Origin of the sequence: Pseudomonas sp. ADAK2 (assembly GCF_012935755.1) — a bacterium.
GTDB lineage: Bacteria > Pseudomonadota > Gammaproteobacteria > Pseudomonadales > Pseudomonadaceae > Aquipseudomonas.
Genome location: NZ_CP052862.1, coordinates 3,430,376 through 3,445,428 on the forward strand (window position 1 = coordinate 3,430,376; position 15,053 = coordinate 3,445,428).

Below are 15,053 nucleotides of genomic sequence, written 5' to 3' on the forward strand. Positions count from 1 at the left end.
AAGCGTGTTGCCTTAATTCGCCAATCAGGCCTACAGCAAACGTTTGCGATGCCTTGAATGAGTTCAAACCAAATAGCCGGATCACCAAAAAAGACCGGCATTAAAAAAAAGAAAGAAAGGAGCTTCACCCATGAAACTGAGCAGCACCGCGATTTTGGCCCTGGCCATCAGCAGCGTAACCGCCACGGCTTACGCAGAAACCCAAAGCCAGGAATTCGTTCCAACGCAACTGGCCAGCACCAACTCCCAGTCGGAAGCCAAAGGTTTCATCGATGGCCAGAGCCTCTCGGGTACTACCCGTAACTGGTACGCCAACGAACTGAAACGTCGCGGCGGCACTTTCGGCTACGAAAGACACGGCGAAGACTTGACCGGTTCGCGTCGTATCAACTGGGTTCAGGGCACCATCCTGAACTACACCTCGGGCTTCACCCAAGGCACCGTGGGTTTCGCCACCGAAGTCGCGGCCTACAACGCCCTGGCGCTGGATCGCAGCCGTGAAGACATCAAGGGCGGCTCCAACCGTACCCTGGCTCACTCCAACGGCGACGCCGTGGATCAGTGGAGCAAACTCGGCCTGGCCAACGTCAAGGCGCGTATTTCCAACACCACCCTGACCGCCGGCCGCCAGAACTTCAGCAGCCCGATCGTCGACGTCATCGGCAACCGTCCGCTGCCTTCGAGCTTTGAAGGTGTGACCATTCACAGCGAAGAGTTCGACAACCTGTCGTTCGACCTCGGCACCTTCGATCGCGTGTCGCCACGTACCGAGCAGAGCCTGTCGAAATTCCGCAGTGAATACAGCGCCACCGGCGTCGAAACCGACCACGTGAACACCGCTGGCCTGAACTACCAGCCGTTCAAAAGCCTGAAGACCAGCCTGTACGCGACCAACGTCGAAGACTTCTGGAACCAGTACTACTTCGGCGCCACTCATGAACTGGGCGACAGCTCGGTCCTGAGCCTGACCACCGGCCTGAACTACTACAAGACCGTCGACGAAGGCAAAAAGTTGATGGGTGAAATCGACAACGACACCTACTCGCTGTCGCTGGGCCTGACTCACCAGGCCCACAGCCTGACCTTCTCGTACCAGGAAGTGAACGGTAACGAGTACTTCGACTACCTGCACGAAACCAACGGCATCTACCTGGCCAACTCCCTGCTGTCCGACTTCAACGGCCCGAACGAAAAATCGTTCCAGATCGCCTACGGCCTGAACATGGCCGAATACGGCGTGCCAGGCCTGAAGTTCAACGTCTACAGCGCTCGCGGCTGGGGCATCGACGGTACTCACTACACCGGCACCGCCTACGACGTTCGCAACATGGACGGCGAGAACCACTATGAATACGGCATCGGTACGGCGTACGCCGTGCAGAGCGGTCCGCTTAAAGCGACCACCGTGCGCGCGACCTACACCACTCACCGTGCCAGCGATAACCAGGCTGATGGCAGCATCAACGAGTTCCGTCTCGTGACCACCATCCCGTTCAAGATTTTGTAAAAACACTGCCCGGCGGTTGACTCATGACGAGTCAGCCGTTGGGCTTTTATCTGTTCAACCGATTGCAGAGGGTTCTTGATGAAAATGCTTCCCCTACGTGCGGCCATCGCTGCCGCGTTGCTGAGTGTCGCTGTTGGCGTCTCGGCCAAACCCTTGGTGGTCTGCACCGAAGCCAGTCCGGAAGGCTTCGACATGGTCCAGTACACGACTGCAGTCACAGCCGATGCGGTGGCCGAAACCATCTTCAATCGTCTGGCGGACTTCAAGCCCGGCACCACCGAAGTGATTCCGGCACTGGCCGACTCCTGGGACATCAGCGAGGACGGTCTGAGCTACACGTTCCACCTGCGTAAAGGCGTCAAGTTCCACACCACCGATTACTTCAAACCGACCCGCGACATGAACGCCGACGACGTGGTCTGGAGCTTCCAGCGTCAGCTGGACCCGAATCACCCGTGGCACAAACTGTCGAGCGTGGGCTTCCCGTACTTTGAAAGCATGGGCTTCAAGGAACTGCTCAAAAGCGTCGAGAAAGTTGACGACAACACGGTCAAGTTCACGTTGACCCGTCGCGAAGCGCCATTCCTGGCAGACATCGCCATGGCCTTCTCCTCGATCTACTCCGCCGAGTACGCCGACCAGTTGCTCAAGGCCAACAAGACTGGCGACCTGAACAACAAGCCAATCGGCACCGGCCCGTTCATCTTCCAGCGTTACGCCAAGGACGCTCAAGTCCGCTTCAAGGCCAACCCGGAGTACTTCCGTGGCAAGCCGCCGGCAGAAGCGCTGATCCTGGCCATCGCCACCGACAACAACGTGCGCCTGCAAAAGCTCAAGGCCAACGAGTGCCAGATCGCGCTGTATCCGAAACCGGATGACATCCCGAGCATCAAGAAAGACACCAACCTGAAGGTTGATGAACTGAACGCGATGACCGTTTCGTACATCGCCATGAACACCACCCACAAGTACATGAGCGACGTGCGGGTGCGCAAAGCCATCGACATCGCCTTCGACAAGGCGGCTTACGTCAATGCGCTGTTCGGCAAAGGCAATGCGACCGTGGCGGTCAACCCGTACCCGGACACCCTGCTGGGTTACAACCACGACCTGAAGAACCCGCCACGTGACCTCGACAAGGCGCGCGCCCTGCTCAAGGAAGCCGGCGTACCGGAAGGTACCTCATTCACCCTGTTCACCCGTAACGGCGGCGGTCCGACCAACCCGAACCCGATGCTCGGCGCGCAGATGATGCAGGCTGACCTGGCCAAGGTCGGGATCAAGATCGACATTCGCGTCATGGAATGGGGCGAGATGCTCAAGCGCGCCAAAAACGGCGAGCACGACATGGTTTCCGCCGGATGGGCGGGCGACAACGGCGACCCGGATAACTTCCTGACGCCTATGCTCAGTTGCGAGGCGGCCAAAAACGGCGAAAACTACGCGCGCTGGTGCAGCGAGAAATTCCAGGCACTGATCGATGAAGCCCGCGCTAAAGTAGATCCGGCCGAACGCGCCAAGCTATACGAACAAGCCCAGGAGGTCTTTAACCAGGACCAACCGTGGATCAGCATGGCCCACACCCGTATGTTCACCGCAATGCGCAACAACGTAGAGGGCTACCACATTAGCCCCCTCACCACTAATAACTTCGCCACCACCCAGGTGAAGTAGATAAGAAAACTCCCGGCGTCCCTGACTCCAGGGACGCCAGGCACGCCTAACCGGCTGATGAGGTAGCACACAAGATGTTTAGTTTTATTGCCCGCCGACTGGGGTTGTTGATCCCCACGTTTTTCGGCATCACCCTGCTGACTTTCGCGTTGATTCGCATGATTCCGGGCGACCCCGTGGAAGTAATGATGGGCGAACGTCGGGTCGACCCCGAAATGCACGCCCAGGCAATGGAACGCCTTGGTCTGAACAAACCCCTGTATGCCCAATACCTGGATTACATCGGCAAGTTGGCCCACGGCGACCTTGGCGAATCCCTGCGTACCCGTGAAAGTGTCTGGACCGAGTTCAGCTCTCTATTCCCTGCGACCCTGGAACTGTCCATGGCCGCGCTGTTGTTCGCCGGCATCCTGGGCCTCCTGGCCGGGGTGATCGCGGCACTCAAGCGAGGATCCCTGTTCGACCATGGGGTAATGGGCATCTCCCTGGCGGGATATTCGATGCCGATCTTCTGGTGGGGCCTGATCCTGATCATGTTCTTCTCGGTGTCCCTCGGCTGGACCCCGGTGTCCGGGCGGATCGACCTGCTCTATGACATCGAGCCACGCACCGGCTTCATGCTCATCGACACCTTGCTCGCCGATGACGTGGGCGCCTTCTTCGATGCCCTGCATCACCTGATTCTGCCGGCCATCGTGCTCGGCACCATCCCGCTGGCGGTAATTGCGCGGATGACCCGTTCGTCGATGCTCGAAGTGCTGCGTGAAGACTACATCCGTACCGCCCGCGCCAAAGGCCTGTCGCCGGCGCGCGTGGTGTTCGTGCACGGCCTGCGCAACGCGCTGATTCCGGTATTGACCGTGGTCGGCCTGCAAGTCGGCACGCTGTTGGCCGGTGCGGTCCTGACCGAAACCATCTTCTCCTGGCCCGGCATCGGCAAATGGCTGATCGAAGCCATTGGCGCACGGGACTATCCCGTGGTGCAGAACGGCATCCTGTTAATCGCCTGCCTGGTGATTCTGGTCAACTTCGTAGTCGACATCCTCTACGGCTTTGCCAACCCACGCATTCGCCATCAGCGCTGAGATCATCATGACCATGACCACTTCAATTCCAGCGGTAGCAGTCGATCAAAGCCTGCTGTACCCGTCTCCGTACAAAGAATTCTGGCAAGCGTTTTCCAAGAACAAAGGCGCCGTTGCCGGCCTGATGTTCATGCTGCTGGTGATTTTCTGCGCGATCTTCGCGCCGTGGGTTGCTCCGCATAACCCGAGCGAGCAATACCGTGATTTCCTGCTGACCCCGCCGTCCTGGCTGGAAGGTGGGCAAATCCAGTTCCTGCTTGGCACCGATGAACTGGGTCGCGACCTGCTGTCGCGGCTGATCAACGGTTCGCGCCTGTCCTTGCTGATCGGTTTGTCGTCGGTGGTGATGTCGCTGATTCCGGGCATCCTGCTGGGTCTGTTCGCCGGGTTCTTCCCGCGCGTGCTCGGCCCGACCATCATGCGCCTGATGGACATCATGCTGGCCCTGCCGTCCCTGCTGCTGGCCGTGGCGATTGTCGCCATCCTCGGCCCTGGCCTGATCAACACCATCATTGCCATCGCCGTGGTTTCGTTGCCGTCCTATGTTCGTCTGACCCGCGCCGCGGTGATGGGCGAACTGAACCGCGACTACGTGACCGCCGCGCGCCTCGCCGGTGCCGGCCTGCCACGCCTGATGTTCGTTACCGTGCTGCCCAACTGCATGGCGCCACTGATCGTTCAAGCGACCTTGAGCTTCTCCTCGGCGATTCTCGATGCCGCGGCCCTGGGCTTCCTCGGCCTTGGCGTACAACCGCCAACCCCTGAGTGGGGCACCATGCTGGCTTCGGCTCGCGACTACATCGAACGCGCCTGGTGGGTGGTAAGCCTGCCTGGCCTGACCATTTTGCTCAGCGTGCTGGCAATCAACTTGATGGGCGACGGCCTGCGCGATGCGCTGGACCCGAAACTCAAGAACGCCGCCTGAGGAGATTCAAATGTCACTGTTAGAAATCAAGAATCTCAACGTTCGCTTCGGCGACAAGAACGCCGTTCCGGTGGTCGACGGGCTCGACATTTCCGTGGACAAAGGCGAAGTACTGGCCATCGTTGGCGAGTCGGGTTCGGGTAAATCCGTGACCATGATGGCGCTGATGGGCCTGATCGAACACCCGGGGATCGTCACCGCCGACGCGCTGAATTTCGACGGCAAGAACATGCTCAAGCTCAGCAACCGTCAGCGTCGGCAAATCGTCGGCAAAGACCTGGCCATGGTCTTCCAGGACCCGATGACCGCGCTGAACCCGAGCTACACCGTCGGTTTCCAGATCGAAGAAGTGCTGCGCCTGCACCTGAAGATGTCCGGCAAGCAAGCGCGCAAGCGTGCGATCGAACTGTTGGAAAAAGTGGAAATCCCGGGCGCCGCCAGCCGTATGGAGGCCTACCCGCACCAACTGTCCGGCGGTATGAGCCAGCGTGTGGCAATCGCCATGGCGATTGCCGGCGAACCGAAACTGCTGATCGCCGACGAACCGACCACTGCCCTCGACGTGACCATCCAGGCCCAGATCATGGACCTGCTGCTGGCCCTGCAGAAAGAGCAGAACATGGGCCTGGTGCTGATCACTCACGACCTCGCGGTCGTGGCCGAAACCGCCCAACGCGTATGCGTGATGTACGCCGGCCAAGCGGTGGAAGTTGGTCAAGTCCCGCAACTGTTCGACATTCCGGCGCACCCGTACAGCGAAGCGCTGCTCAAGGCGATTCCGGAGCACAGCCTCGGCGCCACGCGCCTGGCCACGCTGCCGGGGATTGTTCCCGGTCGTTATGACCGTCCGCAGGGTTGCCTGCTGTCGCCGCGTTGCCCGTACGTGCAGGACTCCTGCCGCCAGCAACGTCCCGGCCTTGACCCGAAAAGCAACAGCCTCGCCCGCTGCTTCTACCCGCTGAATCAGGAGGTGGCGTAATGGCCGTCGTACTTACCGCCCGCGACCTGACCCGTCACTACGAGGTGTCCCGTGGCCTGTTCAAGGGCCATGCGACCGTCCGCGCCCTGAACGGTGTGTCGTTCGAACTGGAAGCCGGCAAGACCCTCGCGGTCGTTGGCGAATCGGGTTGCGGCAAATCCACCCTGGCCCGCGCCCTGACGCTGATCGAAGAGCCGTCCTCCGGGTCCTTGAAAATCGCCGGGCAGGAAGTCACCGGCGCCGACAAGGCCCAGCGCAAGCAACTGCGCAAAGACGTGCAGATGGTGTTCCAGAGCCCTTATGCCTCGTTGAACCCACGGCAGAAAGTCGGTGACCAGCTCGGCGAACCGCTGCTGATCAACACCAACCTGTCGGCGGCCGAACGTCGCGAAAAAGTCCAGGCAATGATGAAGCAGGTGGGCTTGCGTCCCGAGCACTACCAGCGTTATCCGCACATGTTCTCCGGCGGTCAGCGCCAGCGGATCGCCCTGGCTCGCGCCATGATGCTGCAACCGAAAGTGCTGGTGGCGGACGAACCGACCTCGGCGCTGGACGTGTCGATCCAGGCGCAGGTGCTGAACCTGTTCATGGATTTGCAGCAAGAGTTCAACACCGCCTACGTGTTCATCTCCCACAACCTGGCAGTCGTCCAGCATGTGGCCGATGACGTGATGGTGATGTACCTCGGTCGCCCGGTGGAAATGGGCCCGAAGAACGACATTTACGAGCGTCCGCTGCACCCGTACACCCAGGCGTTGCTGTCGGCCACCCCGACCATTCACCCGGACCCGAACAAGCCGAAAATCAAGATCGTCGGCGAGTTGCCAAATCCGCTGAATCCGCCGTCCGGCTGCGCGTTCCACAAGCGCTGCCCGTACGCGACCGAGCGTTGCAGCACCGAAGAGCCATTGCTGCGGCCATTGGATAACCGCCAGGTGGCTTGCCACTACGCCGAGCAATTCCTCGACGGCGCGGCATAAAAAACGCGCCTCCGTCACCGGGGCGCGCGTTTGAAGAGTTGACCAAACCCCTTCTACCTGGATTGCGCATCAGTCCGGTGGAAGGGGTTTTCTTTTGCCTGCGGTTTAGGTCTGGCTGTCGCCTTCTTCGTCATCGTCGGTGTCTGGCTCATCGGTGGTCGAGTCGTCATCATCGGCGCTGCCACCCTGCCCCTTATCACCGCCCTCCGATTCGGACTTGGCGATCATCATTCCCGTGTGCACCGCCTGTCCGCTCGAAGCCTGTTCACCATGGGCCGGGCAATCGGCCCACGCCGCCGACATGCCCACAGACAGCATCACCAAAACCTTCAGCAACAACACAATGCGTTGAAAAATGCTCATAGCCGATTCCATCCTTTTTGAGATGCAGCATAAGTGCCTGACTGCGCATGACCCGAGTACCGTGGCGCTGAATGAAATCTAGTTCCGATCGGCCGGGTTCTCCAGATAGGACGCTAACGAATGGGCAGAAATGCCGTTACAGGGCAGATTGGTTTGGAATAGGGACTATGCCGAACAGCAATTTCAGAGTTCGACACCTTGATCGTTCCTACGCTCCGCGTGGGAATGCCTCAATGGACACTCTGCGTCCGCTCTTGGGACGCGGAGCGTCCCGGGCTGCATTCCCACGCAGAGCGTGGGAACGATCCAACTATCCAAAATCGGAACATAAAAAAACCCCGCAGCTCTCGCAACGGGGTTTCGGGTACAGCCATCAGTGCTTAGTGATGTTCACGGGTCGCACGGAATTTCACGTCCGGCCAGCGCTCTTCCATCAGCGCCAGGTTGACCCGGGTCGGGGCCAGGTAGGTCAGGTGACCACCGCCATCGATAGCCAGGTTTTCCACAGCCTTGACCTTGAACTCTTCAAGCTTCTTCTTATCGTCGCAATCGATCCAGCGCGCGGAATAAACGGTGATCGGCTCGTAGGAGCACTCAACCTTGTATTCCTCTTTCAAGCGGCTGGCGACCACGTCGAACTGCAGCACACCAACGGCACCGAGGATGATGTCGTTGCTGCGCTCAGGGAAGAACACCTGGGTCGCGCCCTCTTCCGCCAATTGCTGCAGGCCCTGGCGCAGTTGCTTGGATTTCAGCGGATCACGCAGGCGTACGCGGCGGAACAGTTCCGGGGCGAAGTGCGGGATGCCGGTGAAGCCCAGAACTTCGCCTTCGGTGAAGGTGTCGCCGATCTGGATGGTGCCGTGGTTGTGCAAACCGATGATGTCGCCGGCGAAGGCCTCTTCCAGTTGCTCACGCTCGGAGGAGAAGAAGGTCAGCGCATCGCCGATCCGCACGTCCTTGCCGGTGCGCACGTGGCGCATCTTCATGCCTTTTTCGTATTTGCCGGAGCAGATACGCATGAAGGCGATGCGGTCGCGGTGTTTCGGGTCCATGTTCGCCTGGATCTTGAACACGAAGCCGGCGAATTTCTCTTCGACCGGTTCCACGGTGCGCTCGTTGGCAACACGGGCCAGGGGTTTCGGCGCCCAGTTGACCACGGCGTCGAGCACGTGATCGACACCGAAGTTGCCCAGTGCGGTACCGAAGAACACCGGGGTCAGTTGGCCGTCGAGGAATTCCTGTTGATTGAATTCGTGACAGGCGCCCTGCACCAGTTCCAGCTGATCGACGAAGCGATCGTATTCATCACCGAGGTGCGCGCGTGCCTCATCGGAGTCGAGCTTCTCGATGATTTTCACATCGGTGCGCTCGTGGCCGTGACCGGCGGTGTACACGATGATGTAGTCGTCAGCGAGGTGATACACGCCCTTGAAGTCGCGGTAGCAACCGATCGGCCAGGTGATCGGCGCTGCCTTGATCTTCAGGACTGCTTCGATTTCGTCGAGCAGTTCGATCGGGTCGCGGATGTCACGGTCGAGTTTGTTGATGAAGCTGACGATCGGCGTGTCACGCAGACGGCAGACGTCCATCAGCGCGATGGTCCGAGGCTCTACACCCTTACCGCCGTCGAGGACCATCAAGGCCGAGTCCACCGCCGTCAGGGTGCGGTAGGTATCTTCGGAGAAGTCTTCGTGGCCCGGGGTGTCGAGCAGGTTGATCATGTGGTCGCGGTACGGAAACTGCATGACCGACGTGGTAATCGAGATACCACGCTGCTTTTCCATTTCCATCCAGTCGGACGTCGCATGGCGGTCGGATTTACGTGACTTCACCGTGCCCGCAATCGCAATCGCCTTGCCCATCAGCAAGAGCTTCTCGGTGATGGTGGTTTTACCGGCATCGGGGTGGGAAATAATGGCGAAAGTGCGGCGTTTCGCGACTTCGGCGGCCTGTTTGGTCATGGGAAATCGCCTGGCAGGTGATTCAAAAAAGGGCGGCGAGTATAGCGCAAACCGAGCGTTACGGACCACCGCTCGCCCTGTCGCCCATGGCGATTAACGGGACCGTTGGGAGATCAAGGGTGGCTAATTGCTGCTAATTATGGAACCTTTTAAAAGGTGCAGACGTCCACTCCCCTGTTACGGCACTCGTACCAGGGGCTGATAAATCAGCAAGTTAGCCTGACGAGGCTGCGCTTATGGCTCGATCTCATGCGGTTTTACCAGCATGAAGAGCTGCTTCTCGCGAACGTCGATATCCCGGCAGCCAGTGATGGCATTGCCACAAAGGACTGCGTTCGCCGACTAAGAAAAAAAGGAGTCCGCCTGTGGCTATTCGCTATGGCAAGGGGCTTATAGGAGGTGCGGTTGTCGTCGCACTCCTGGCCCTGCTGGTCCATTGGATTGGCATCAACACGATCGAACATTACCGCGACGATTTGTTGTTTTACCTGCAAGCTCACTTGATCCTCGTCCTTGTTTCCATGCTGGCCGCCCTCGTTGTGGGCATCCCCGCCGGTATCTTCCTCAGCCGCCCGACCATGGTGGGCCGCGCTGAACGCTTCATGCAGATCTTCAACATCGGCAACACTGTGCCGCCTCTCGCCGTACTGGCCATCGCCCTGGGGATTCTGGGCATCGGCAGCGGCCCGGCGATCTTCGCCCTGTTCCTCGCCTCGCTGTTGCCGATCGTGCGCAACACCTATGAAGGCCTGAAAAACGTCCAGGGTTCGCTCAAGGAAGCCGCCGTCGGCATCGGCATGACGCCGACGCAAGTGCTGTGGCGGGTCGAACTGCCGAACGCCGTGCCGATCATCATCGGTGGCGTGCGCGTCGCACTGGCAATCAACGTCGGTACCGCCCCGCTGGCGTTCCTGATTGGCGCCAACAGCCTGGGCAGCCTGATTTTCCCTGGCATCGCCCTGAACAATCAGCCGCAACTGCTGCTCGGCGCGGCTTGTACCGCGCTGCTGGCCTTGCTGCTCGACGGCCTGGTGACACTCGCCAGCCGCCTCTGGCTCGAACGCGGCCTCCGCCCGTCTTAAGCCTCGGCAAAGGAATTTTCATGAAAAGACTTAGCTTGCTTTTAGGCTGCATTCTGCTGTTCGCAGGAATTGCTCAAGCCGCTGACAAACCCGTTATCCGCATCGGCGCCCGGGTGTTCACCGAACAAACCCTGCTGGCGGAAATCACTTCCCAATACCTGCGCACCAAGGGTTATGACACCCAAGTAACCGGCGGTCTGGGCAGCAACCTGGCCCGCAGTGCCCACGAAAGTGGTCAGCTGGACTTGATGTGGGAATACACCGGCGTGTCGCTGGTGGCTTACAACCACATCACTGACAAACTCGACAGCGCTCAGTCCTACGCCAAGGTGAAGGAAGTCGACGCGAAAAAAGGCCTGGTCTGGCTCACCCCGTCGAAATTCAGCAACACCTACGCCTTGGCCCTGCCGGAAAAAACCGCGCAGGCCTACCCGCAGATCAACACCATCAGCGAGCTGAACACGGTGATGCAGGCGGAGGCGAAGACCAATCACCTCGTTGCCCTGGACACTGAGTTTGCCAACCGCTCCGACGGTCTGGACGGCATGGTCGACCTCTATGGCATGAACCTGACCCGCAAGAACATCCGGCAGATGGACGCCGGGCTGGTCTACACCGCCCTGCGCAATAGCCAGGTGTTTGCCGGGCTGGTCTACACCACCGACGGTCGCTTGAACGCCTTCAAGCTGAAACTGCTGGAAGACGACAAGCATTACTTCCCGGACTACACCGCCGCCCCGGTAGTGCGTCAGGTCTACCTCGACGCCCACCCGAAACTCGCCGAAGAACTCAAGCCACTGGCCGAACTGTTCGACGACGCCACCATGCGCCAGCTCAACGCGCGGGTTGATGTCGATCACGAAAGCCCTTCATCGGTTGCCGCAGATTTCCTGCGCCAGCACCCGATCAACTGAGGAGGAAAAGCCATGGAATTTTTGAACGCCTTTTCCCATCTTGACTGGCCGCTGGTCCTGCACCTGACCTGGCAGCACATCACCCTTGTCGGCATTGCCGTAACGCTGGCAATCGTGGTTGGTGTGCCGCTGGGCGTGCTGATGACGCGCTTCCCGTCACTGGCCGGCCCGCTGCAAGCCAGCGCCACGGTGCTGCTGACCGTGCCGTCGATCGCGCTGTTCGGCCTGCTGCTGCCGTTCTACTCCAAGTTCGGCCAGGGCCTGGGCCCGATGCCGGCGATCACCGCGGTGTTTCTGTACTCGCTGCTGCCGATCATGCGTAACACCTACCTGGCGCTGACCGGCGTCGAACCCGGCATTCGCGAAGCCGCCCGTGGCATCGGCATGACCTTCGGCCAGCGCCTGCGCATGGTCGAACTGCCGATCGCCGTGCCGGTGATCCTCGCCGGTGTGCGCACCGCCGTGGTCATGAACATTGGTGTCATGACCATCGCCGCGACCATCGGTGCCGGTGGCCTCGGTGTACTCATTCTCGCTTCCATCAGCCGCAGCGACATGTCGATGCTGATCGTCGGCGCCGTGCTGGTCAGTCTCCTGGCCATCTTCGCCGACCTGCTTCTGCAATGGCTGCAACGCACGCTGACTCCAAAAGGACTGCTCAAATGATCGAACTTCAAAACCTCAGCAAGACCTTCCAAAGCAACGGCAAAGATGTGAAAGCCGTGGACTCGGTAAGCCTGACCGTCAATGAAGGCGAAATCTGTGTGTTCCTCGGGCCATCGGGCTGCGGCAAAAGCACCACGCTGAAAATGATCAACCGTCTGATCAAGCCGACCTCGGGCAAGATCCTGATCAACGGCGAAGACACCACCGACCTCGACGCCGTAACCCTGCGCCGCAATATCGGTTATGTGATCCAGCAGATCGGTCTGTTCCCGAACATGACCATCGAGGAAAACATCACCATCGTTCCGCGCCTGCTGGGCTGGGACAAACAGAAATGCCACGACCGCGCCCGCGAGTTGATGAGCATGATCAAGCTTGAACCCAAGCAGTACCTGAATCGCTACCCGCGGGAATTGTCCGGCGGTCAGCAGCAGCGAATCGGCGTTATTCGTGCACTGGCGGCGGATGCACCGCTGCTGTTGATGGATGAGCCGTTCGGCGCGGTCGACCCGATCAACCGCGAGATGATCCAGAACGAGTTCTTCGAGATGCAACGGGCGCTGAACAAGACCGTGATCATGGTCAGCCACGACATCGACGAAGCGATCAAGCTCGGCGACAAGATTGCGATCTTCCGCGCTGGCAAGCTGCTGCAGATCGATCACCCGGACACGCTGTTGGCGCACCCGGCGGACGATTTTGTCAGCAACTTCGTCGGCCAGGACAGCACCCTCAAGCGCCTGTTGCTGGTGAAAGCCGAAGACGCGGCAGACAACGCGCCGTCGGTGAGCCCGGAAACGCCGGTAGCTGAAGCCCTGGAGTTGATGGACGAACTGGACCGTCGTTATGTGGTGGTCACCGATGGCGAGAACAAGGCGCTCGGTTATGTACGACGTCGCGACCTGCACCGTCAGACCGGGACTTGCGCTCAGTACCTGCGCGAGTTCAACGCCACCGCGGCGTATGACGAGCATTTGCGCATTCTGCTGTCGCGTATGTACGAGTTCAACCGCTCGTGGTTGCCGGTGATGGACGCTGATCGAGTGTTCCTGGGCGAGGTGACTCAGGAATCGATTGCCGAGTACCTGAGCTCCGGTAAATCCCGTGGCGGCAAGACCAGTATTGTTTCGCCGGCCGAGACGGCTGTCGCCTGATCTGACACCTTCGCGGGCAAGCCTTGCTCCTACAAGTGCGGTGTCGTACGCCACATCACGGCATGCCGAAAACCTGTAGGAGCGAGGCTTGCCCGCGAATGGGGCCGACGCGATTTACGTTGATCGTTCCCACGCTCCGCGTGGGAACGCCGCCCGGGACGCTCTGCGTCCGCCCTTTGAGACGCGGAGCGTCTCCGGATGCATTCCCACGCAGAGCGTGGGAACGATCATTTGAGGGAACATCACACTGTCATGCATGTCGGTTACATCAGTAGCTGTCCGGGACCGCACGACGGAAGCGTGCAAAAACGCGACATTTTTTGTTGATCTCAAGCCCCTCACGCCCTAAAGTTCGCGCCGAACGTCCATGCTGGAAACGATCCATCCGGCTCAAGTACTGACGACGAGACAGCAAGGCCAAGGGAAAGCACCGCCTCCCGTGGCCTTTTTGCTTTCGGCGACATGCCTTGGGAAGTAGGCGAACCAAAGTGGGGATACGGAGGACGTTCATTTGCACCCATTTATTTACTCAGTTTGCCAGTAGGAGTCCCAAGCATGTCGATCAACGTCGAAGACTATTTCGCGCGCGATACCTTCAACAAAATGAAGGCCTTCGCCGACAAACAAGAAACCCCGTTCGTGGTCATCGACACCGCGATGATCAGCCAGGCCTATGACGACCTGCGTGCCGGTTTCGATTTCGCCAAGGTCTACTACGCGGTCAAGGCCAACCCGGCCGTCGAAATCATCGACCTGCTCAAAGAGAAAGGCTCGAACTTCGACATCGCCTCGATCTACGAGCTCGACAAAGTGATGAACCAGGGCGTCGGCCCGGATCGCATCAGCTACGGCAACACCATCAAGAAATCCAAGGACATCCGCTACTTCTACGAGAAGGGCGTGCGTCTGTATGCCACCGACTCCGAAGCCGACCTGCGCAACATCGCCAAGGCTGCGCCGGGTTCGAAAGTCTACGTGCGCATCCTCACCGAAGGCTCGACCACGGCCGACTGGCCGCTGTCGCGCAAATTCGGCTGCCAGACCGACATGGCCATGGACCTGCTGATCCTCGCCCGTGACCTGGGCCTGGTGCCTTACGGCATCTCGTTCCACGTCGGCTCGCAACAGCGCGACATCAGCGTCTGGGACGCGGCGATCGCCAAGGTCAAAGTGATCTTCGAACGCCTGAAAGAAGAAGATGGCATTCACCTGAAGCTGATCAACATGGGCGGCGGCTTCCCGGCCAACTACATCACCCGCACCAACAGCCTGGAAACCTACGCCGAAGAAATCATCCGTTTCCTCAAGGAAGACTTCGGTGACGACCTGCCGGAAATCATCCTGGAACCGGGCCGTTCCCTCATCGCCAACGCCGGCATCCTGGTCAGCGAAGTGGTACTGGTGGCGCGTAAATCCCGTACTGCCGTCGAGCGCTGGGTGTACACGGATGTGGGCAAGTTCTCCGGCCTGATCGAAACCATGGACGAAGCCATCAAGTTTCCGATCTGGACCGAAAAGAAAGGCGAGATGGAAGAAGTGGTCATCGCCGGCCCGACGTGCGACAGCGCCGACATCATGTATGAAAACTACAAGTACGGTTTGCCGCTGAACCTGGCGATTGGTGATCGTTTGTACTGGTTGTCCACCGGTGCCTACACCACCAGTTACAGCGCCATTGAATTCAATGGCTTCCCGCCACTGAAATCGTTCTACGTGTAAGCGATCTGGTGAACATAAAAGGTCCATGAAAATGGACCTTT

At 59.5% G+C, this 15,053-nt stretch carries 13 protein-coding genes; 11 read left to right on the forward strand and 2 right to left on the reverse strand.

The features are described 5' to 3' along the window. Positions 1–130 precede the first annotated feature (130 nt). The 6 genes from HKK52_RS16025 (at position 131) to HKK52_RS16050 (ending at position 7,150) form a co-directional block, all read left to right on the forward strand. Positions 131–1,507, forward strand: a complete 1,377-nt coding sequence (locus HKK52_RS16025) for an OprD family porin (protein ID WP_169371627.1) — start codon at positions 131–133, stop codon at positions 1,505–1,507. A gap of 78 nt (positions 1,508–1,585) precedes the next feature. Further along, the gene (locus tag HKK52_RS16030) at positions 1,586–3,181 is read left to right on the forward strand and encodes an ABC transporter substrate-binding protein (protein WP_169371628.1); all 1,596 of its coding nucleotides are present in this window, start codon (positions 1,586–1,588) and stop codon (positions 3,179–3,181) included. A gap of 74 nt (positions 3,182–3,255) precedes the next feature. After that, positions 3,256–4,266 carry an ABC transporter permease subunit gene (locus HKK52_RS16035; RefSeq protein ID WP_054049982.1) on the forward strand — a complete coding sequence of 337 codons (1,011 nt, stop codon included), beginning with the start codon at positions 3,256–3,258 and terminating at the stop codon, positions 4,264–4,266. 13 nt (positions 4,267–4,279) lie between these two features. Further along, the gene (locus HKK52_RS16040) at positions 4,280–5,191 is read left to right on the forward strand and encodes an ABC transporter permease subunit (protein WP_169374250.1); all 912 of its coding nucleotides are present in this window, start codon (positions 4,280–4,282) and stop codon (positions 5,189–5,191) included. Between the two features lie 10 nt (positions 5,192–5,201). After that, positions 5,202–6,170 (forward strand): ABC transporter ATP-binding protein, encoded by a 969-nt coding sequence (locus tag HKK52_RS16045; protein ID WP_169371629.1) that lies wholly within the window; start codon positions 5,202–5,204, stop codon positions 6,168–6,170. Continuing rightward, the gene (locus HKK52_RS16050; protein ID WP_123516406.1) at positions 6,170–7,150 is read left to right on the forward strand and encodes a peptide ABC transporter ATP-binding protein; all 981 of its coding nucleotides are present in this window, start codon (positions 6,170–6,172) and stop codon (positions 7,148–7,150) included. The genes HKK52_RS16045 and HKK52_RS16050 overlap by 1 nt, the downstream gene beginning before the upstream one ends. 105 nt (positions 7,151–7,255) lie before the next feature. On the opposite strand, the gene HKK52_RS16055 is transcribed toward HKK52_RS16050, so the two are convergent. Then, positions 7,256–7,513: a hypothetical protein gene (locus HKK52_RS16055; protein WP_169371630.1), complete on the reverse strand. Its 258-nt coding sequence runs from the start codon at positions 7,511–7,513 to the stop codon at positions 7,256–7,258. 380 nt (positions 7,514–7,893) lie between these two features. Further along, positions 7,894–9,477, reverse strand: a complete 1,584-nt coding sequence (locus tag HKK52_RS16060; protein ID WP_054049990.1) for a peptide chain release factor 3 — start codon at positions 9,475–9,477, stop codon at positions 7,894–7,896. A 365-nt stretch (positions 9,478–9,842) separates the two neighbouring features. Between HKK52_RS16060 and HKK52_RS16065 the strand changes: the two genes are divergently transcribed. From HKK52_RS16065 to HKK52_RS16085, 5 genes are all read left to right on the forward strand, one after another. Then, on the forward strand, positions 9,843–10,559 hold the full coding sequence (locus HKK52_RS16065; protein ID WP_054049992.1) for an ABC transporter permease: 717 nt from the start codon (positions 9,843–9,845) through the stop codon (positions 10,557–10,559). Positions 10,560–10,579: 20 nt separating this feature from the next. Further along, positions 10,580–11,473 (forward strand): glycine betaine ABC transporter substrate-binding protein, encoded by an 894-nt coding sequence (locus HKK52_RS16070; protein ID WP_169371631.1) that lies wholly within the window; start codon positions 10,580–10,582, stop codon positions 11,471–11,473. 12 nt (positions 11,474–11,485) lie between these two features. Further along, complete coding sequence (locus HKK52_RS16075; protein WP_169371632.1) at positions 11,486–12,139, forward strand: ABC transporter permease; 654 nt, start codon at positions 11,486–11,488, stop codon at positions 12,137–12,139. Then, positions 12,136–13,293, forward strand: a complete 1,158-nt coding sequence (locus HKK52_RS16080; RefSeq protein WP_169371633.1) for an osmoprotectant ABC transporter ATP-binding protein OsmV — start codon at positions 12,136–12,138, stop codon at positions 13,291–13,293. Before HKK52_RS16075 ends, HKK52_RS16080 begins: the two co-directional genes overlap by 4 nt. A gap of 555 nt (positions 13,294–13,848) precedes the next feature. Continuing rightward, entirely contained in the window at positions 13,849–15,012 is a 1,164-nt protein-coding gene (locus HKK52_RS16085) for a type III PLP-dependent enzyme (protein WP_169371634.1), read from the forward strand. Positions 15,013–15,053: the final 41 nt, after the last annotated feature.

Bases quoted from the DNA above. Each gene is read 5' to 3' on its own strand.
- HKK52_RS16025 (WP_169371627.1), top strand. From the start codon at position 131: ATGAAACTGAGCAGCACCGCGATTTTGGCCCTGGCCATCAGCAGCGTA.
- HKK52_RS16030 (WP_169371628.1), top strand. From the start codon at position 1,586: ATGAAAATGCTTCCCCTACGTGCGGCCATCGCTGCCGCGTTGCTGAGT.
- HKK52_RS16035 (WP_054049982.1), top strand. From the start codon at position 3,256: ATGTTTAGTTTTATTGCCCGCCGACTGGGGTTGTTGATCCCCACGTTT.
- HKK52_RS16040 (WP_169374250.1), top strand. From the start codon at position 4,280: ATGACCACTTCAATTCCAGCGGTAGCAGTCGATCAAAGCCTGCTGTAC.
- HKK52_RS16045 (WP_169371629.1), top strand. From the start codon at position 5,202: ATGTCACTGTTAGAAATCAAGAATCTCAACGTTCGCTTCGGCGACAAG.
- HKK52_RS16050 (WP_123516406.1), top strand. From the start codon at position 6,170: ATGGCCGTCGTACTTACCGCCCGCGACCTGACCCGTCACTACGAGGTG.
- HKK52_RS16055 (WP_169371630.1), bottom strand. From the start codon at position 7,513: ATGAGCATTTTTCAACGCATTGTGTTGTTGCTGAAGGTTTTGGTGATG.
- HKK52_RS16060 (WP_054049990.1), bottom strand. From the start codon at position 9,477: ATGACCAAACAGGCCGCCGAAGTCGCGAAACGCCGCACTTTCGCCATT.
- HKK52_RS16070 (WP_169371631.1), top strand. From the start codon at position 10,580: ATGAAAAGACTTAGCTTGCTTTTAGGCTGCATTCTGCTGTTCGCAGGA.
- HKK52_RS16075 (WP_169371632.1), top strand. From the start codon at position 11,486: ATGGAATTTTTGAACGCCTTTTCCCATCTTGACTGGCCGCTGGTCCTG.
- HKK52_RS16080 (WP_169371633.1), top strand. From the start codon at position 12,136: ATGATCGAACTTCAAAACCTCAGCAAGACCTTCCAAAGCAACGGCAAA.
- HKK52_RS16085 (WP_169371634.1), top strand. From the start codon at position 13,849: ATGTCGATCAACGTCGAAGACTATTTCGCGCGCGATACCTTCAACAAA.